19 protein-coding genes are annotated in these 18621 nt (G+C 62.1%); 11 read left to right on the plus strand and 8 right to left on the minus strand.

Annotated features, from left to right (window positions below):
• Positions 1-25: 25 nt before the first annotated feature.
• Together ribD and nrdR are read right to left on the minus strand one after the other, a co-directional pair.
• Complete coding sequence (ribD, locus tag CQ041_RS16395; RefSeq protein WP_105523469.1) at positions 26-1162, minus strand: bifunctional diaminohydroxyphosphoribosylaminopyrimidine deaminase/5-amino-6-(5-phosphoribosylamino)uracil reductase RibD; 1137 nt, start codon at positions 1160-1162, stop codon at positions 26-28.
• The gene (gene nrdR / locus CQ041_RS16400) at positions 1159-1623 is read right to left on the minus strand and encodes a transcriptional regulator NrdR (RefSeq protein ID WP_071485595.1); all 465 of its coding nucleotides are present in this window, start codon (positions 1621-1623) and stop codon (positions 1159-1161) included. The genes ribD and nrdR overlap by 4 nt, the downstream gene beginning before the upstream one ends.
• 139 nt (positions 1624-1762) lie before the next feature.
• Between nrdR and CQ041_RS16405 the strand changes: the two genes are divergently transcribed.
• The 3 genes from CQ041_RS16405 (at position 1763) to trxA (ending at position 3859) form a co-directional block, all read left to right on the plus strand.
• Positions 1763-2221, plus strand: coding sequence for a YbaY family lipoprotein (locus tag CQ041_RS16405; protein ID WP_105523471.1), 459 nt, complete (start codon positions 1763-1765; stop codon positions 2219-2221).
• Positions 2218-2874, plus strand: a complete 657-nt coding sequence (locus CQ041_RS16410; protein WP_105523472.1) for a methyltransferase — start codon at positions 2218-2220, stop codon at positions 2872-2874. The genes CQ041_RS16405 and CQ041_RS16410 overlap by 4 nt, the downstream gene beginning before the upstream one ends.
• 112 nt (positions 2875-2986) lie before the next feature.
• Positions 2987-3859, plus strand: coding sequence for a thioredoxin (gene trxA, locus CQ041_RS16415; RefSeq protein ID WP_105523473.1), 873 nt, complete (start codon positions 2987-2989; stop codon positions 3857-3859).
• Here trxA and CQ041_RS16420 read toward each other — a convergent pair.
• Positions 3856-4197 (minus strand): hypothetical protein, encoded by a 342-nt coding sequence (locus CQ041_RS16420; protein ID WP_105523474.1) that lies wholly within the window; start codon positions 4195-4197, stop codon positions 3856-3858. The two genes, trxA and CQ041_RS16420, sit on opposite strands and share 4 nt — an antisense overlap.
• A 132-nt stretch (positions 4198-4329) precedes the next feature.
• Between CQ041_RS16420 and CQ041_RS16425 the strand changes: the two genes are divergently transcribed.
• The 5 genes from CQ041_RS16425 (at position 4330) to CQ041_RS16445 (ending at position 8224) form a co-directional block, all read left to right on the plus strand.
• Complete coding sequence (locus CQ041_RS16425; protein ID WP_105523475.1) at positions 4330-4923, plus strand: DUF2796 domain-containing protein; 594 nt, start codon at positions 4330-4332, stop codon at positions 4921-4923.
• A 6-nt stretch (positions 4924-4929) separates the two neighbouring features.
• A complete protein-coding gene (locus CQ041_RS16430) occupies positions 4930-5640 on the plus strand; it encodes an ABC transporter ATP-binding protein (RefSeq protein WP_105523476.1) in 711 nt (236 codons plus the stop codon).
• 1 nt (position 5641) lies between these two features.
• Positions 5642-6907, plus strand: coding sequence for an ABC transporter permease (locus CQ041_RS16435; protein ID WP_105523477.1), 1266 nt, complete (start codon positions 5642-5644; stop codon positions 6905-6907).
• A gap of 11 nt (positions 6908-6918) precedes the next feature.
• A complete protein-coding gene (locus tag CQ041_RS16440) occupies positions 6919-7431 on the plus strand; it encodes a DUF3299 domain-containing protein (protein WP_105523478.1) in 513 nt (170 codons plus the stop codon).
• Between the two features lie 94 nt (positions 7432-7525).
• On the plus strand, positions 7526-8224 hold the full coding sequence (locus CQ041_RS16445) for an OmpW family protein (protein ID WP_105523479.1): 699 nt from the start codon (positions 7526-7528) through the stop codon (positions 8222-8224).
• A gap of 73 nt (positions 8225-8297) precedes the next feature.
• Here CQ041_RS16445 and CQ041_RS16450 read toward each other — a convergent pair whose 3' ends face one another.
• From CQ041_RS16450 to CQ041_RS16470, 5 genes are all read right to left on the minus strand, one after another.
• Positions 8298-9182, minus strand: a complete 885-nt coding sequence (locus tag CQ041_RS16450; RefSeq protein WP_105523480.1) for a sugar nucleotide-binding protein — start codon at positions 9180-9182, stop codon at positions 8298-8300.
• A gap of 112 nt (positions 9183-9294) precedes the next feature.
• Positions 9295-11379 carry a mechanosensitive ion channel family protein gene (locus CQ041_RS16455; protein ID WP_105523481.1) on the minus strand — a complete coding sequence of 695 codons (2085 nt, stop codon included), beginning with the start codon at positions 11377-11379 and terminating at the stop codon, positions 9295-9297.
• Between the two features lie 84 nt (positions 11380-11463).
• The gene (locus CQ041_RS16460; RefSeq protein ID WP_105523482.1) at positions 11464-12294 is read right to left on the minus strand and encodes a hypothetical protein; all 831 of its coding nucleotides are present in this window, start codon (positions 12292-12294) and stop codon (positions 11464-11466) included.
• Entirely contained in the window at positions 12295-13848 is a 1554-nt protein-coding gene (locus CQ041_RS16465; RefSeq protein WP_105523483.1) for a hypothetical protein, read from the minus strand.
• A gap of 18 nt (positions 13849-13866) precedes the next feature.
• Positions 13867-15303, minus strand: a complete 1437-nt coding sequence (locus tag CQ041_RS16470) for an OmpA family protein (RefSeq protein WP_205899746.1) — start codon at positions 15301-15303, stop codon at positions 13867-13869.
• A gap of 276 nt (positions 15304-15579) precedes the next feature.
• Here CQ041_RS16470 and CQ041_RS16475 point away from each other — a divergent pair, with 276 nt between their 5' ends.
• From CQ041_RS16475 to CQ041_RS16485, 3 genes are read left to right on the plus strand one after another with little or no spacing between them, the layout of a single operon-like run.
• Positions 15580-16359: an endonuclease/exonuclease/phosphatase family protein gene (locus CQ041_RS16475; protein ID WP_105523484.1), complete on the plus strand. Its 780-nt coding sequence runs from the start codon at positions 15580-15582 to the stop codon at positions 16357-16359.
• Entirely contained in the window at positions 16356-17618 is a 1263-nt protein-coding gene (clsB, locus tag CQ041_RS16480; protein WP_105523485.1) for a cardiolipin synthase ClsB, read from the plus strand. The genes CQ041_RS16475 and clsB overlap by 4 nt, the downstream gene beginning before the upstream one ends.
• Positions 17608-18564 (plus strand): lysylphosphatidylglycerol synthase domain-containing protein, encoded by a 957-nt coding sequence (locus CQ041_RS16485; protein ID WP_105523486.1) that lies wholly within the window; start codon positions 17608-17610, stop codon positions 18562-18564. Before clsB ends, CQ041_RS16485 begins: the two co-directional genes overlap by 11 nt.
• Positions 18565-18621: the final 57 nt, after the last annotated feature.

Consider the following 18621-nt stretch of genomic DNA (forward strand, 5'->3'; position numbering starts at 1 on the left):
TACCGCGCTGGGCGTCGGTAGAAAATTATACGCTCGCTGCTGGCACAGGGATGGCAGTGACTCGCCAGTCGTCGCCCACAGCGCGCATTTCAGTGATCTTGAGTTGGGGTGCGTCCGCCAGTTTCTCAAGCGGCCAGTCGAGCAAGGGCCGCGCCGCCGAGCCAAGGAACTTGCCGGCGATGAAAATCACGTACTCATCCACCAGGCCTTGCTGGGCAAAGGCACCGGCGAGACTTGGGCCCGCCTCCACCAATACTTCGTTGACGCCACGGGCCGCCAGCGCCACCAGCGCCGAGCGCAGGTCGACCTGGCCCTCGACACCCGGCACTACGAGGCACTCGGGGCCACGGGGAAACTGGTTTTCCGGCGTGACGCAGGTGATCACCAATGCCGGCCCGGCCTTGAAGAACGGCGCATTGAGCGGCACCCGCAGGCGGCCGTCGATCAACACCCGCAGCGGCGGGCGCGACATGGCCAGGGCGGTAGTGGCCTCGTCCAGGCCCAGTTCGGCCGCACGGACGGTGAGGCGCGCGCCGTCGGCCAGCACCGTGTCGGCGCCGGTCAGCACCACGCTGGCCTCGGCGCGCAGGCGCTGCACCGCGGCGCGGGCGGCCGGGCCGGTGATCCATTGGCTTTCGCCGCTGGCCATCGCGGTGCGGCCGTCCAGGCTCATCGCCAGCTTGACCCGCACAAACGGCAGGCCGTGTTCCATGCGCTTGAGGAAACCGGGGTTCAGCGCACGCGCTTCGCTTTCCAGCACGCCACTGCGCACCTCGATGCCGGCCTGGGCCAGGCGCTGCATGCCGCGCCCCGCCACGTCCGGGTTGGGATCCTGCATCCCGGCCACCACGCGGGCTACGCCGGCACTCACCAGCGCATCGGCGCAGGGCGGCGTGCGGCCGTGGTGGCTGCACGGTTCGAGGGTGACGTACACCGTGGCGCCACGGGCCTTGTCGCCCGCTGCACGCAACGCGTTCGGCTCGGCATGCGGCTCGCCGGTGCGTTCGTGCCAGCCCTCGCCGACAATCTGCCCATCACGCACGATCACGCAGCCAACCCGGGGGTTGGGGTGGGTGGTGTACAGGCCCTTGCGCGCCAATTCGAGGGCGCGCGCCATGTAATGGGCGTCGAGGACGGCTTGTTCGGCAGACGGTGGGTTCATTCTTTGGCAGGCTCACGGGCCAGGCGGTCGATCTCTTCGCGGAACTCATTGAGGTCCTGGAAGCGTCGGTACACCGAGGCGAAACGGATATAGGCGACTTCATCGAGCTTTTGCAGCTCGCCCATCACCAGTTCACCCACCACCAGGCTCTTGACCTCGCGCTCGCCGGTGGCCCGCAGCTTGTGCTTGATATGCACCAGCGCCGCTTCCAGGCGCTCGACGCTCACCGGGCGTTTTTCCAACGCGCGCTGCATACCGGCGCGCAGTTTGTCTTCGTCGAAAGGCTGGCGGCTGCCGTCGGATTTGATCAGGCGCGGCAACACCAGTTCGGCGGTTTCGAAGGTGGTGAAACGTTCACCGCAGGCCAGGCATTCGCGCCGGCGACGCACTTGATCGCCCTCGGCGACCAAACGTGAGTCAATGACCTTGGTGTCGTTGGCACCGCAGAAGGGACAGTGCATGGTGGCAGGCAACAAAAAAAGGGAGGGCCATGGTAGCGCATCCCTGTGGCAAGACAAGCCATAGCCTTTACGGTATATAGGCTGAGTAATATGTTTCTTGTTTTTAAAGCCACGGATTTTGTCCTTTCTGGAGCCGTACATGCAGCTACGACCACTTGTATTACTCAGTGTGTTCAGTCTTTTTCTGGTCGCCTGCAGCAGCGAAACCCCTAAACCCGCCGCGCCACAACCCACCCCCGCCCAGGAGAAAAAACTCCCTGGCGCCGAAGAGTTGGGCCCACTGCCGGCCTACCAACGCGAAATCAATGGCACCCTGACCAACGTGCCGGCCGGTGCCGAGGTCGAGATGGCCTTGCTGGTGATCGACGAACGCTCGCGCCCGCAACAATTACTCGCCAGCAGCGTGCTGACCGGCAACGGCAAGCCCCTGGCCTTTCGACTGCGCTTCAATCCCGACGCGTTCCCAGCCGATGCGCGGGTGGAATTGCGCGGTCGCGCCAGCCAGTCCGGCCAGTTGATCTTGCACCTGCCCGCCGTGCGCGTGACCCAGGCGATCACCCAGACCACCGGCCCCCTGCAACTCGTCAAGGCACCATGACACCACCGCTGGACCTGCACGCGGCGCTGAGCGACTTGATCGGCGACGCCCGCCTGGTGCCCTGCCCGCTCCCAGGCACCGAGTTGTCGCTGTGGCTGCTGGACGCCGACAACATGGACCGCGCCTTCAGCCCCGAAGAAACCCGGCGCATCCTGCACGAACCGCCCTACTGGAGCTTTTGCTGGGCCAGCGGTCTGGCACTGGCGCGCTACCTGGCGGCGAACCCAGCGTGGGTCGCCGGCAAGCGTGTGCTGGATTTCGGCGCCGGCTCCGGCGTGGCCGGGATCGCTGCCATCAAGGCGGGCGCGCTGGAAGTGGTGGCCTGCGACCTGGACCCGCTGGCGCTGGCATCATGTCGGGCGAATGCAGAACTCAATGGTGTGGAGCTGGGTTACTCAGCTGATTTTTTCGCCGAAGCCGACCGCTTCGACCTGATCCTGGTGGCCGACGTACTCTACGACCGGGCGAACCTGCCGTTGCTGGATCAGTTTCTCAGCCGTGGCCGTGAAGCGCTGGTAGCAGACTCCCGGGTGCGGGATTTTCAGCATGCGCATTATCAACGGCTGGAGGTCCTGGAGGCATTGACGTTGCCGGACTTGGCGGAGCCCTGGGAGTTTCGCAAGGTGAGCCTGTACCATTCGCGGCGGCCTTGAGGCCATCGCGGGCAAGCTCACTCCCACACTTGACCGTATTCCCCCGGAGAGCTTTCAGCCAATCGTCCCAGCCCTTATAGTTCCCCCATTCCCGCTTTATTCGAGACGCGCCATGAGTGAGCCCACCCCGTACATCTTCGATGTCACCACCGCCAATTTCGACCAGGCGGTGATTCAGAACTCTTTTGAAAAACCCGTGCTGGTGGACTTTTGGGCCGAGTGGTGTGCGCCGTGCAAGGCGCTGATGCCGTTGCTGGCGCAGATTGCCGAGAGTTATCAGGGTGAGTTGCTGCTGGCCAAGGTCGATTGCGAGGCCGAGCAGGATATTGTCGCGCGCTTTGGCATTCAAAGCTTGCCGACGGTGGTGCTGTTCAAGGACGGCCAGCCTGTGGACGGGTTTGCCGGGGCGCAGCCGGAGTCGGCGGTGCGGGCGATGCTGGCGCCGCACGTGCAGATGCCGCCGCCGGCTGCGGCGGACCCGCTGGAGCAGGCCCAGGCGTTGTTCGCCGACGGTCGTATCAGCGAAGCGCAAGCGGTGCTCGTCGCCTTGCTCGGCGAAGACAACACCAACGCCGCCGCGCTGATCCTGTACGCCCGCTGCCTGGCCGAGCGCGGTGAGCTGGGTGAGGCCCAGACGGTACTGGACGCGGTAAAAAGCGACGACCACAAAGCCGCCCTCGCCGGTGCCAAGGCGCAGATCACCTTCCTGCGCCAGGCCGCCGACCTGCCTGACGCTGCCGAGCTGAAAAGCCGCCTGGCGCAAAACCCGCAGGATGACGAAGCCGCCTATCAACTGGCCATCCAGCAGCTGGCGCGCCAGCAATACGACGCGGCGCTGGACGGCTTGCTCAAGTTGTTTATCCGCAACCGCAGCTACAGCGAAGGTCTGCCGCACAAGACCTTGCTGCAGGTGTTCGAGTTGCTGGGCAACGAACACCCGCTGGTCACGGTGTACCGCCGCAAGTTGTTCGCCGCGTTGTATTAATCGCCGACCCAACTGTACAGCGGCGTATCCCCGCCGCTGGCCACCTTCACCTTGGCGCTATGGCGCAGTCGCACCAACAGGCGCTTGCCCGCCGAGGCGTCACCTGCCAGACCTTCCAACTGGTCGAGCAATTCCAGGCCATTGAGTTGACCGGCCTTGCGCAACAGCGCCTGGGCGTTCTCCCACAGGTCTGGGTTGTGTTGAGCCGGCGCCGCTGCGGGCGCGCTCGCCACAGGGGCAGCCTGCAACTGCGCCCCCAGGCGAGCCCAATCGCCGTCATCCAGCTCCAGGGTCAAGTCCACCGGCAGGTCACCGACGGTTCCACGAATTCGCAACATCGTCCCTACTCCTGCACTTTTTTCTGACAGGCATGCTCCCATGTGGCTTGCGCAACGCCAAGGGTGAGGTCAAACTCCGCGCATATTGTTATAAGATCACATAACAAAACCTTCATCTTCCGGAGCGTCCTCATGCGTCGTCTGTTGCTTGCTTTGCCCTTTGCCCTGCTGCCACTGGCCGTCGCCCATGCGCATGAAGCACATGAGCACGAACACGGTAGCCTCGGCGCCCACGAGCATGGCGTCGGCCGCCTCAACGCGGTGCTCGACGGCAAGGCCCTGGAGCTTGAGTTGGACAGCCCGGCGATGAACCTGGTGGGGTTTGAACACACCGCCACCACCGACGCCGACAAAGCCAAGGTCGCAGCGGCGCGCAAGCAACTTGAGAACCCGCTGGCCCTGTTCAACCTGCCGAAGGCTGCCGGCTGCGTGGTCAGTTCCCTGGAACTCAACAGCCCGCTGTTCGGGGACAAGCCCGAGGCCGACCACGACGACGATGATGACCACGACGCCAAAGACGGCGCCCACGAACACCATCACGACCACAGCGAAATCCACGCCCACTACCAGTTCACCTGCGCCACACCAACGGCCCTGAGCAACCTCGACCTGACCCAGGTGTTCAAGACCTTCCCCGCCACCCAGAAAATTCAGGTACAACTGATCGGCCCGAGCGGCCAGCAAGGCGTTGACGCGACGGCCACAGCAGCCACCCTGAAGTTCTGAGTTCACATGACCCAAGCATTGATCGAACTGTCTGACCTGGGCTTTAACTGGCCCGGTCATCCGCAGTTGCTGGACATCCCCGCATTCCGCCTGGAAGCGGGGGAAACCCTGTTTCTCAAAGGCCCGAGTGGCAGTGGCAAAACCACGCTGCTGGGGCTGCTGGGCGGCGTGCAGAAACCTACCGGGGGCAGTATTCGCCTGCTCGGCCAGGAACTCACCGAACTCTCGGCCGGCGCCCGCGACCGGTTTCGTGTCGACCATACCGGCTATATCTTCCAACAGTTCAACCTGTTGCCGTTCCTGTCGGTGCGCGAGAACGTCGAGTTGCCGTGTCACTTTTCCAAACTGCGCGCGCAAAGGGCCAAACAGCGCCATGGCAGTGTCGATAATGCTGCTGCAACGTTATTGGCCCACCTGGGTTTGAAAGACAAGGACTTGCTGGAACGTCGCGCCGACTCTCTCTCCATCGGCCAACAACAACGGGTCGCCGCCGCGCGCGCGCTGATTGGCCAACCTGAACTGGTGATCGCCGACGAACCCACCTCGGCCCTGGACTACGACGCTCGCGAAGCGTTCCTGCAACTGCTGTTCGCCGAATGCCGCGAAGCCGGCGCCAGCCTGTTGTTTGTCAGCCATGACCAGAGCCTGGCGCCGCTGTTCGACCGCAACCTGTCGCTGGCCGAACTCAATCGCGCCGCCACGCCTGCAGAGGTTTGAGATGTATCTGTTCCGTCTAGCCATGGCCAGCCTGGCTAACCGCCGCTTTACCGCGATCCTTACCGCGTTCGCCATCGCGCTCTCCGTCTGCCTGCTGCTGGCGGTGGAGCGCGTGCGTGTCGAAGCGCGCAACAGTTTCGCCAGCACCATCAGTGGCACCGACCTGATCGTCGGCGCGCGCTCGGGCTCGGTGAACCTGCTGCTGTACTCGGTGTTTCGCATCGGCAACGCCACCAACAATATCCGCTGGGACAGCTACGAACACTTTGCCGCCAGCCCCCAGGTGAAATGGGCGATCCCGATTTCCCTCGGCGACTCCCACCGTGGCTACCGCGTGATGGGTACCAACGAATCCTACTTCGAGCACTACCAGTACGGCCGCAAGCAACACCTCGAACTGGCCAGCGGTCGCGCCTTCGCCACCGACCCCTTCGAAGTGGTGCTCGGCGCCGAAGTCGCCGACGCGCTGCACTACAAGCTCGGCGACAAACTGGTGCTGGCTCACGGCGTGGCGGTGGTCAGCCTGGTCAAGCACGACGACAAGCCGTTCACCGTGGTTGGCATCCTCAAGCGCACCGGCACGCCGGTGGACCGCACGCTCCATATCAGCCTGGGCGGCATGGAAGCGATCCATATCGACTGGCACAACGGCGTGCCGGCCCAGGGCAAAGGCCGCATCAGCGCCGATCAAGCGCGCAACATGGACCTCACCCCGCAAGCGATCACCGCGTTCATGCTCGGCCTCAACAACAAGATTTCCACCTTTGCCTTGCAGCGGGAGATCAATGAATTCCGCGGCGAACCGATGCTGGCAATCCTGCCGGGGGTGGCGTTGCAAGAGCTGTGGAGCATGATGGGCACCGCCGAAAAAGCGCTGTTCGTGATTTCGCTGTTCGTGGTGCTGACCGGGTTGATCGGCATGCTCACGGCAATCCTCACCAGCCTCAACGAACGTCGGCGCGAGATGGCGATCCTCCGGTCGGTGGGCGCGCGCCCCTGGCATATCGCGACGCTGCTGATCTTCGAAGCCTTCGCCCTGGCCTTGTCCGGCGTCGTGGCGGGGCTGGGCCTGCTGTACATCTGCATCGCGGCCTCGCGCGGGTACTTGCAGGCCAACTACGGCCTGGACCTGCCGATGGCCTGGCCGAGCGAATATGAATGGACATTGCTGGCCGGTATCCTGGCGGCGGCGCTGTTGATGGGCAGCGTGCCCGCATGGCGCGCCTACCGACAATCCCTGGCCGATGGCCTGTCCATACGTTTATGAGGAAGGCCCTGATGCGCCGCGCACTCGTTGCACTGTTTTTGCTGGTGGCCCTGCCCGCCTGGGCCGCCGAGCCCAAGGAGCTGACCTGGTCGGAGTTGATCCCACCGGATGCCGAGCCTGTGGTGCCAAACATGCAGCCGCTGCACAACTTGTCCGGCATGGCCGATGCCTTGGAGTCGGCGCCAGCGGCCAAGCAGGAAATGCCCCACGCGCCGGCGGTCAAGGCCCTCGATGGCCAGCACATTCGCCTGCCGGGGTATATCGTGCCGCTGGAAGTGGCGGAGAACGGCCGCACCACCGAGTTCTTGCTGGTGCCGTATTTCGGCGCGTGCATCCACGTGCCGCCGCCGCCGTCGAACCAGATCGTGCATGTCAAAAGCGAAGTCGGCGTGAAGCTCGATGAGTTGTACCAGCCGTACTGGATCGAAGGGGCGATGCAGGTCAAGCCGTCCAGCAGCGAACTGGCGGATGCCAGCTACCAGATGGATGCCGACAAGATTTTCGTCTACGAACTGCCGGAGTAGCGCTGATCGACCTTTCATTGAGCTGAGTCAAAAGACCGGGCGGAACGATCTTTACCATTGGACCTACAACTTTTAAACGTCCTTTGGAGCTCCCATGAACATGTCTCTGCTCGGCGCGTCCCTCTTCGCGCTAGCCCTCGTCGCCCCTGCTGCCCATGCCCACGAAGCGGGCGACATTCTGGTTCGTGCCGGTGCAATCACCGTTAACCCGAAAGCCGACAGCGGCCATGTATCGGTCGACCAGGGCCCGCTGGCCGGCACCAACCTGGGCGGCAAGGCGACCATGAGCAGCGACACCCAACTGGGCCTGAACTTCGCCTACATGCTGACCAACCACGTGGGGATCGAGCTGCTGGCCGCTACGCCGTTCGAGCACGACGTGAAGATCAAGAACACCGCCCTCGGCGCCGCCAACGGCAAGCTCGGCACCCTGAAACACCTGCCGCCGACCCTGAGCATCGTGTACTACCCGCTGGACAACAAGTCCGCGTTCCAACCCTACGTGGGCGCCGGTATCAACTACACCTGGATCTACGACGAACACGTCGGCAGCCGTGCAGAGAGCGCAGGCTTCAGCAACTTCAAGGCCGAGAACTCCTGGGGCTGGGCCGCGCAGATCGGTGCCGACTACATGATCAACGACAAATGGATGATCAACGCCCAGGCGCGCTACATCGACATCAGCACCAAGGCTACCGTGGACAACAACGCGCTGGCCGCCGGCACTCGCGCCAAGGTCAATGTGGACGTGGACCCGATGGTGTACATGGTAGGCATCGGTTACAAGTTCTGACACAACACTAACCAACACCACAACTCAATGTGGGAGGGGGCAAACCTCCTCCCACATTGAGTTTTTCGCTTCTTCAGCTATGGCGGTAGAAACGGTCCAGCAACGCCGGCAACCCCGCCCGCCACGCCCGTGGCTTGATGCCGAAGGTGTGAAGGATTTTCTTGCAGGCCAGTACCGCATGTTGCGGCTCATCGCTGGCATCCGGCCGGGCCGCGTGGGCCTGGGCTGTCGGTGACTCAATCGCCAGTGGATGATAATTGCGCGCCTCGGTGAGGATCGCCTGGCCCAGCGCCAGCGGTGTGGTCGCCTCCTGGCCAGCGTAGTGATAAGTGCCCCACAACGGCGCTGCGCAATCGAGCTGCTTGAGCACCGAAATGATCACCCGCGCGGCATCATCCACGGGCGTCGGGTTGCCGCGACGGTCATCGGCCATCAGCAGTTCGTCGGGTTTTTCGGCCCGGGCCAGGAAGCGTCCGAGGGTGCCGTCGACACTGTCATCCAGCAGCCAGCCAAAACGCAGCAACACATGCTGCGGGCAGGTGGCGCGCACACTTTGCTCGATACGCCACAATGCCTGGCCGCGCAGGCCCAGGGGCACTGGTTCGTCCTTTTCGCTGTAGGCGGTGGCGCGAGAGCCATCGAACACACGGTAGCTGGACGGTTGCAGCAAGGTAATGTTGTGGTGCTGGCACAGTTCGGCCAGGCGTTCGATCGCGTATTCCTGGGCAGCCAGGCGGGTTTCGCTGACGGCCTCAGACTGGAACCAGTCGAAATAATAGGCGAGGTTGATCAACGCGTCGGGACGGGTGTCGTCGAGCAACTGGGTAAGGCTCGCGGCATCCCAGCCGTCTTGGGGCGGTTTGGGTGCGAGGAAGCCGATGTCTTCCTCTGCACCGAGGCGAATCAGCGCCTGCCCGAGGGCATTCCCGCCGCCCAGTAACATAAGGCGCATTCGCATAGATTGAGCAGGCCCGGTCTGTTTGGAACGATGGCTAGGGTCGGCAGGCGAGTAAGCCTTGCCGCTGGTCTGAGCCAGAATCGTTGCATTTTGCGGGTTTGTAGCGCAACCGTCACGGATTAACTGTCTTCCCGTCGGGCTCGGCCGGCTGATGTTCAAGGGCGCCACGCTGGGGCATTACGACCTGCTGTGGATAAGTTTGCGCGAACTGCACCTCGGCACAGTTATCCACAAGCTTTTTCAAGCGCTGGTTGAACGCGCGGCTCACCGCATACTGCCCGCCCGACACCGTGCGGAACTGCGCCGTGAGCACCACGCCGTTGAGGTCCATCTTGTCCACGCCGAACACTTCCAGCGGGCCTTGCAGGTTGTATTTGAGGAACACATCGTCGCGAATCGACTGCCCCGCCTCGCGGATCAGTTCCACAGCCTTGTCCACGTCCGTGTCGTAGGTGAACTGCACCGAGAAGAACGCATAGGCAAACTGCCGCGACTGGTTGGTGACGGCCTTGATCTGCCCGAACGGCACCGAATGCACAAAGCCCTTGCCGTCCCGCAGGCGCAGGGTGCGGATGGTCAGGCCCTCGACCGTGCCGGCATGGCCGGAGTCGAGCACTACCCAGTCGCCGATGGACAGGGTGTCTTCGATGATGATGAACAAGCCGGTGATCACATCCTGCACCAGTTGCTGCGAACCGAAACCGATGGCCAGGCCGACCACGCCGGCGCCCGCCAGCAGTGGCGCGACGTTGATGCCCAGGTTGGCCATGGTGGTGATCGCGCAAATCACCACAAGGATGATCTTCACGGCATTGCGCACCAGCGGCAGGATGGTTTTTACCCGTGTACTCGGCTGGCGGTTGGAGCGTTTGTTCACCGGCGGTTTCAAGGCTTCCTGGATCGCCGTGTCGAGCACCACCCAGAACAGCCAGGTCATCAGCAGGATCAGGCCGATGCTGCTGAGAGAATCGCTGATCGCCCGGCCTACCGAGTTGCGCTGGGCAAACTCGAACAGGGACACGCCCCAGATCCGCCCGAGGATCTCGATAAAGGCGATAGCCATGGCAATGCGCAAGATCGCGTGCAACAGACTCAGGAAGCGCTCCTTGTAGGCACTGCTGCGCTGGATCGTCACCTGGCTGCGAGACTTGAACAGGTGTTGCAGCACCGTGCTCAGGAACACCGTGCTGATCAGCAAAATCGTGGTGAACAAGGCGCAACGCAGGGCCTTTTGATTGTCGTCACCGGCGCCGATCAGGTTGATGGCCGAGACCAGCACCATCAGCAGGATCGGCCAGTACCACAGCCCCGAGAACACCCGCAGCGATTGCTGCAACGCCGGGTGCTTGAGCCGTTGGGCCAGTGGCCGATTGCGGATCAAATGCGCCACCGGACGGCGCAGGCGCACCACCAGCACGCCGAAGATCACCGCGGCAAACAGCCCGGTGAACACCGCTACGCTGCTGGTGATGTTTCCGCCCAATTGGCGGGCGATCTGCGGGCTGGTGAGCGCGTCGCTGAGGGCCGCGAGAAAGCCGATCAGGAACAGCGGCTTGGGGCAATAGTTGCGAATGATCCGCACCGCCGGGCGCTTGTGGCCCACATTGAACATGACGATGACGCAGAGCAGCATCGAGGTGGAAAAAATGCCGCTGCTGGTGGCATAGGCAAAACACAGCGCCAGGGCGCGACCGATCGACGTGGCCAGGTAGTGGCTGACATACAGCGTCAACGGCAGGCAGATCAACGCAGGGAGTGTATAAGGCAGCACATAACCCAACACCCCTTGCAGACGCCGACGTTGTTCAACGAAGGTTCGACGGGTCATGCGCTGCACGAGGAAGCGACCGAGCAGGGTCAGCAGAGTAAACGCACCGATCCAGACGCCGGACAGCAACAGGAAATCCCCGGCCACGCTCCACGGTGAGCGTGCTGACGTCCGATCGACCAACCGCCCTACTTCATCCGCCGCGCGGTCGGCCCGCAGGCGCCAGGCGTCAACCAGGTTCTGGTTGAGGTCGAGCTTCTGTTGCACATCATCGATACTGGAACTGATGGCCCCCAACAGCCCGCCCTCCACCAGCAACTCAGGCGTGGCCGGCGTTTCGGCTTCGGGCGCGGTGTCCGCGGCGTGCAGGGCGCCGCTGCCACACAACAGCAGCGCGCCGAGCAGGAATGCAGTCTTGAGATTCAGCAAAACACCGGGCTCCTTGCAGATGGGTCTGTAAGGAACTGACGGGTTTGAGCCTTGATCGTTCCCTGCCCACGCCGGCAGGAGGGATTATTTCAGGTCGACATTCAGGCTGGGGGCCCCAAACGCCATCAATTGGGCGTTGGATGCGGCAAACCAGCCTTTCCAGAAGTCTTCCAGCGCTTGGATGGTCTTGCCCGAGCGATAAGCCTGCTTGATGTCCTTGGTGACGAGCGCAGCTCCCGCGACGTACACCCGTGCGCCTTGCAGGTCGGCAAACAACTGCTTGTCGGCCACCCGCTTGAGCTCCGCCTCGGGTTGCAGGTCACGAATCCGGTTATTGGCGTAAAAACTGCCGAAGTCACTGTTTTCAAGCATATCGGAGATCAATAGCACCACACGTTCCTGGGCCGGTTGCTGGCCCAGGTCTTTACCGATCTCGCGCAGCGAATGGAATATCTCGCTGCGGGCGATGTCCTCCGACGCCTCGCGCAGCGTGGTCACAAACACCTTGCCCAGCGTCTTGTTGAAAAAGCTGCGCTGCTCCGTCAGGCACGTATCGAGGGTGCGCAGCGACTGCATGCCGACGTTGCTGCGCACCTTCTCATCGAGACCCAGGTTGAGTTCACCGGCAAAACGCAGTTGCATGAACTGGCCTGGCACAAACGCCGAGAAACTGTACAACCGCACCTTGTCTCCCGGCTGCACGAAGCGTTGCACCTGGGCCCAGCTTGCCTTCTGGATCACCTCGGGCATGGGGATCGTCTGGTCGATGATCACCGTGAGCTCCCGACCGCTATGCGCGGGCCGAAACTCCCCTACTTTGGCATACGAATAGCAGTCCGGAATGTCGTTGCGCTCACTGGCCACGGCCAAGAGGGGCGCTAACAGCAGTGCCGGAAAAAACCGCGAGATCTTCATTCAGGCACCTGCAGCGTCAAAGTCTTTGAGCAACTGCTGCTCGGCACGTAGCGCCAGCACGTCTTCCAGGGAATGGCCCTTGGCCCGGCTGATGGTCGCCAGTTGCTCTTCGCTGAAGGCCGTAAGGTCCTTGCTACGCAGGGCGTCCAGGCTTGACGGCGATGCGACTGGCGCGGACGGAGGAACTTCAACTGCCGCAGCCACAGGCGCCACGACGTCAGCAACAACCGGAGCAACCGGCACACTGACTGGCTTGACCGAGACCTCAGGCGTACCCGGCAACGCTTGTTTGCGCGCCAGGTAGGTCTCGAAGTTGCGGTTGTGCGCACTGGTCAATGCCGCTTGCTGCTGGGCGTTGGTCGTGGAGCGCCCCGCCAGCTTGAGTTGCAGCTTGCTCAACTTGTGGTCGGCATGGGAGGCGATTTCCACGCGCTGGCTTTGCATCCAGTTTTCCAAAGCCTCGCCGCTGGAAAACTTGTGGGTATGCTCCCAGGCCGTCTTGGATTCCACCCCAGCAAAACCGAAGATCGAGGCCAGCCAAATGCTGGTGATTTGAATGGCGATGTAGATTACCGACAGAACAATGAAGGTGATGAGCGACGCCTTGCGGATCGCGTCCATCTTGTCGGTGAGGGTTTGTTTGTCGGCCTGGTCGTTGATCGCCGCTGAGTCGGCGGGCAGTTCAAACGGACTGGCAGACTCGTAATTCTGCTGGGCGAAAGCGTGGGGGCTGCCGACCATTTCGGTCTCGATGCTTTTGAGCTGCATGGTGCGGATACCAAATGCCGCCACCGCGATAATCGCAATCCAGATACCGGTGGTGATCATCCAGCCTCGGCTGGGGGTAACCGTGTGATTGGTGTTGATCCGCGCCAGGATACGGTTGTAGTCCTTGCCGTCCTTATCGCTGTCGGTATCCTTGATGCCGATGCCCGGCAGTTCCTTGAGCTGCGACGGGCGATCACTCGCGCCATCGTTTTCCCACCAGTGGCGAGCCTTGCTGATCAACGCATTTTTATGCACTGCACGGCCTGTCACTTCTGCCAGGATCGCCGACGCAACGGCCAGCAGGAAAGCGAACAACCAGCCCATCCAGCTCTGATCGTTGGCCGACAGATTCTGGTTGATGAACGGCACCAGCACATAAGCAAAACCTACAGCTTCGAACATGATCAGCATGAAGATCAGTGCAAAGACCCAAAACGGCCGCTCGCGACGCCCACGCTCGCCGATGGTGCGCAGGTAGGATTCGCTCTTGTTGAAGAAATCAACGTTCTTGGCGCCGATCTTTTCATAACGCGAGTAGTACGCGTCGCACAATTCGCTTTCCGACTTAGGCCAGCCGTGGGAGTCGAGCATCAGGCTTTGCTTGGACAGTCGCGCCACCTTGCCGATAAAAGGTACGCCGTGCCACACGCGCATCACGAAGTAACCCACCTTATCCCAGTACGCTTGGATCAGGATGGCGGCCAGCAGCGTGGAAATCACCAGCCCGGTGATCAATTTATTTGCCCAGAGCAGGGCAGTCAGCGCATTGAAGCTGAACTCTTCCATGGTGTAGTTCCTTGAGTCTTACGCGCGAATCGGCACGAAACGGGTAGTGAAGGCTTCGCGGGGGCGCGAGTAGAACAACGCACCATCGGTGGCCTCAGAGTTTTTCTTGCTGAACACCACGTCGATACACGACACCGGCGCCTTGGGGTCTTGAGTGAATACCCTGTACAGCACCAGGTCCTCACCTTCATAGGTATTGGCCACAGCCGTGCTTTTGATGGACTTGCGATTGCCCTGGTCGTAGCCCTTGACCACTTCGATAAACGGTTGACGGTCGACGCTGGCGCCATCACGCAGGATGGAGACCGGGGATAACGTCACCAAGTGGCCGTTGACCAGGTTGGCCCACACACGGTTGTTGTAGCCTGGCAGGTATTCGGTGGTGGTTTGGGTGTCCAGCGCCTTGCCGCTGGCGAGGTTGAATACCTTGCCGCTTTCGCGCGGGCGGTCAGCTTCACAGCTGCTCGACGGCAGGTCGCCCGCGTGCGCACTGGAGACCAGCGCAAACCCGGCTTTTTTCGGGGTAATCGCCTCGCCAAGGGCCCAACGGGTTTCGCTGGCCGGCTGGCCGCCAAAATCCACCACAGCGGTGCCCGCATCGACAGGTTTGTTCTCGGCAGCGGGCTTGGCGGCAGGCTTGCTTTTCGACGTGCTCGGCACGCTGCGTACCGGCTCGGTCGCGGTGCCGTGGGCCAAATACTTGGTGTTGTTCTGTTCGGCGTTGACACGTTTGACGAGCATGTTGCGGTCGGTCACTTCAACGATTTCGACCCGGCGGTTCTTGCCGCGCTGAAAGCTGTCGCTGTTGTCTGCAATTGGCCGCGACGCACCTGCGCCCTGGAAGAACATGCGTTGCGGGGCGATGCCCTGTTCAGCCAGGATCGCCGCCACGGCACGGGCGCGCTGCTCGGACAGGCGCTGGTTGGTGGTGGCGCTGCCGGTGGCATCGGTGTGGCCCACCACCAGAATCGCGGCCTGGGAGTTTTGCCCCGGTTTGGGCGCGAAGGCGGCAGCCAGCTTGCGGACCTGGCGCTGACCATCGACGCTCAGCTGTGCGCTACCGGTAGCGAACATGCCTTGGTCCTGAACTTGAGCAACGATGCCCGCCTCAGTCGGCGCCGGTGAACCTGCGTTGCCCGTGGCGACTTCCTGGCTCTGCAGGGTCTGTACCTGGATATTAAGGTTCTCTTCCTTAGCAATGCGCTCCAGCTCCTGCAAGCGGTTCTGCCAGAGGTTACCCGCTACACAACCGGCGGCCGCACCGACTCCACCGCCCACGACGGCTTTCTTAGCGTCACCAGTGATTGCATAGGTCAAGCCGGCACCCAGTATTGCGCCGCCTGCGCAGCCGATGGCCGTGCCGTAGTTTTTGCCTGCTTCATTGAGGGTCGCGCAGCCACTGAGCGCAATGGCGCCGGCCAGCAGGCTGATTTTTCGAGTCAGAGAGGTAGTCACGTGATGGGTTCCGGCCTTCATAAAAAAAGAGCCGCCGACCCCACTGCCAACGCTTAAGAGCGCCAGCGGCATCATCCATGAACAGGCCCTGCTAAATCATTGAATTGAATCGTTCGTGGGAATTTGATCACGTCACTAATGGCATTTCAATACCACTTGTAACTCTTTGTTGCTCTGGCGTGCGCCTTTCAGGGACTACCACCGTCTGTAGGAAACCGGAAACTTTCAGCCAAAAATCACAGTCAGCCCTAAACACCCGCTTTTGTAGGAGTAACCATGGCTGCGATCCCCGACTGGGTGCCCATCACCCCCAGCGTCGCTATTACCCGGTTCACGGTGCTGACGGTCAATATCCACAAGGGTTTTACCGCCTTGAACCGGCGCTTTATCTTGCCGGAACTGCGCGAAGCGGTGCGCAGTGTGGGCGCAGACATGGTGTTTCTGCAGGAAATCCACGGCACCCATGAGCGCCACCCTCAGCGGTACAGCGAATGGCCGGATATGCCGCAGTATGAGTTCCTCGCCGACAGCATCTGGCCGCAGTTCGCGTACGGGCGCAATGCGGTGTACCCCCACGGCGACCACGGCAACGCGCTGCTGTCGAAATTCCAGATCGTGCGGCATGACAACCTCGATATTTCACAGAGTGGCCACGAAAATCGCGGGCTGCTGCATTGCGTGCTGCGCCTGCCCGGCACTGGTCAGGAGGTGCATGCGATCTGCATTCACCTAGGCCTGCGCGAGGTGCATCGCCAGCAGCAGTTGCGCTTGCTGGAACAGCGTATCCGCGAGATTCCCGCCGAAGCGCCGCTGGTGGTCGCAGGCGATTTCAACGATTGGCGACAGAAGGCCGACTTGAGCCAGAGCGGCCTTACCGAAGTGTTCGTGCAGGCCCATGGCAAACCGGCGCGCACCTTCCCGGCGCGCCTGCCGTTGCTGCCCCTGGACCGCATCTATGTGCGCAACCTCAAGGTGCATAACCCCCGAGTGCTGACCACGCGGCCTTGGTCGCATTTGTCTGACCATGTGCCCCTGTCGGTGGAGATCGAGCTATGAACGTTGCTGTGGAACACATCTCCACCGACCAACCGCCGGATGAAGCCAAGGCTCGCGACCTGGATTACGGCTGGCAGAGCGGTAACCAGGTGGAACTGCTGGAGAACGGCGAAGCGTACTTCCCCAAGGTGTTCGACGCATTGCGCGAGGCGCGGCGGGAAATCCTGCTGGAGACCTTTATCCTGTTCGAGGACAAGGTCGGCCTTGAGCTGCACGGCATCCTGATCGAGGCCGCGCAACGTGGGGTGAAGGTGGTGGTCAGCCTGGACGGGTTCGGTTGCGGCGAGTTACGCCCTGCGTTTCTCGCCGAACTGGCTGACGCGGGCGTGACGGTGCAGATGTTCGACCCGGCGTCCAAGACATTGGGTATTCGTACCAACTGGTTTCGTCGTTTGCATCGCAAGATTGTGGTGGTGGATGCCAGCGTGGCGTTCATTGGCGGGATCAATTTTTCCGCCGATCACCTGGGGGATTTCGGCCCCGAGGCCAAGCAGGATTATGCCGTGCAGGTGACGGGCCCGGCGGTGGCGGACTTGCATCACTTCGCCCTGGCGCAGAGCGGTCGCCAGGTGCGCACACGGCGCGGCTGGCGGCGGCGCCAGCAACGACCTTCGCCCTGGCCCACTGACAAGGGTGACGGGCTGGTGCGCCTGATCTACCGGGACAACCTGCAGCACCGCGATGACATCGAGGAAGCCTACATCCATGCCTTGAGCAAGGCGCAACAGCGGGTGGTGATCGCCAACGCCTACTTCTTCCCGGGCTACCGGCTGCTGCGGGAAATCCGCAATGCGGCGCGCCGGGGCGTGCAGGTGCAGTTGATCATGCAGGGCCAGCCCGATGTGCTGTTGGCCAAGCTGGCGGCGCGCATGCTTTACGACTATCTGCTCAAGGACGGCGTGGTGATTCACGAATATTGCCAGCGCCCACTGCACGGCAAAGTTGCGCTGGTGGATGACGAGTGGAGCACCGTGGGTTCAAGCAACCTGGACCCCTTGAGCCTGTCGTTGAACCTGGAGGCCAATGTGTTGATTCGTGATCGCGCCTTCAATCAACAGCTGTATGAGCGCCTGCAAATCCTCGCGAAGGAGCATTGCCAGACCATGCCGGAAAACCGCAAGCCGCGCTTGTGGCTCTGGCGGTTGACCGTGGGCTTCCTGGTGTTTCATGTGATGCGTCATTTTCCTGCGCTGACGGGCTGGTTACCGGCGCACAAGCCGCGGTTGAAACCCATCGAGAGCCAGGCCCATGACCTCTGAAACCTCTGGATCGCGCTTCGCCAAGTGGAAGAAACCGCTGACCATCCTGTTCTTCCTGGCATTGATCGTGCTGTTTACCCTCCTTGCCCGTCGCATCGACTGGAGTGAAGTGCTGCAGACCCTGAGTGAGTTCAAACTGCGCACCTTGTTGATCGCGGGCGCGGTGACGCTGTGCAGCTTTTTAGTGTACGCCAGCTTTGATTTGATCGGCCGCACCTACATTCGCCAAAACCTGACCTGGAAGCAGATTTTGCCGGTGGGGATCATCAGTTACGCGTTCAACCTCAACCTCAGCGCGTGGGTCGGCGGCATTGCCATGCGCTACCGGTTGTATTCGCGGCTGGGGGTGAGCAACGGCAATATCGCCAAGATCCTCGGCCTGAGCCTGGCAACCAATTGGTTTGGCTACATGGCGCTGGCCGGGGTGATTTTCAGCAGCGGCCTGGTGACCATGCCGCCGGGCTGGAAAGTCAGCACCAGCGCGTTGCAGGCCATTGGTGTCGTGTTGGTGCTGGCGAGCCTGGGGTATCTGGCGGCGTGCCAGTTTTCGAAGAAACGCGCCTGGACGATCCGGGGCATGGAGATCAACCTGCCGTCGGTGCGCATGGCGTGCCTGCAACTGGCCCTCGGCGCGCTGAACTGGTCACTGATGGCGGCGGTGATCTTCACCCTGCTGCCGGCCAAGCTGGATTATCCACTGGTGCTGGGCGTGCTGCTGATCAGCGCGATCGCCGGGGTGCTCACCCATATCCCGGCGGGCCTTGGGGTACTGGAGGCAGTATTTATCGCGCTGTTGCAGCATGAGGCGTCACGGGGCAGTTTGCTGGCAGGGCTGATTGCCTACCGGGCGATCTATTTTATTCTGCCGTTGTTGATTGCGCTGGTGATGTACCTGGGGGTGGAAGCGAAGGCCAAGGCGTTGCGGGTAAAGAAGGCGCCGGCTTGAGGGTTGCGCTCCATTGCTTTCGCGGGCAAGCCCGCGAAAGCGGCTGCAATGACACCC

Source organism: Pseudomonas sp. MYb60 (genome assembly GCF_002979555.1).
Classification (GTDB): domain Bacteria; phylum Pseudomonadota; class Gammaproteobacteria; order Pseudomonadales; family Pseudomonadaceae; genus Aquipseudomonas.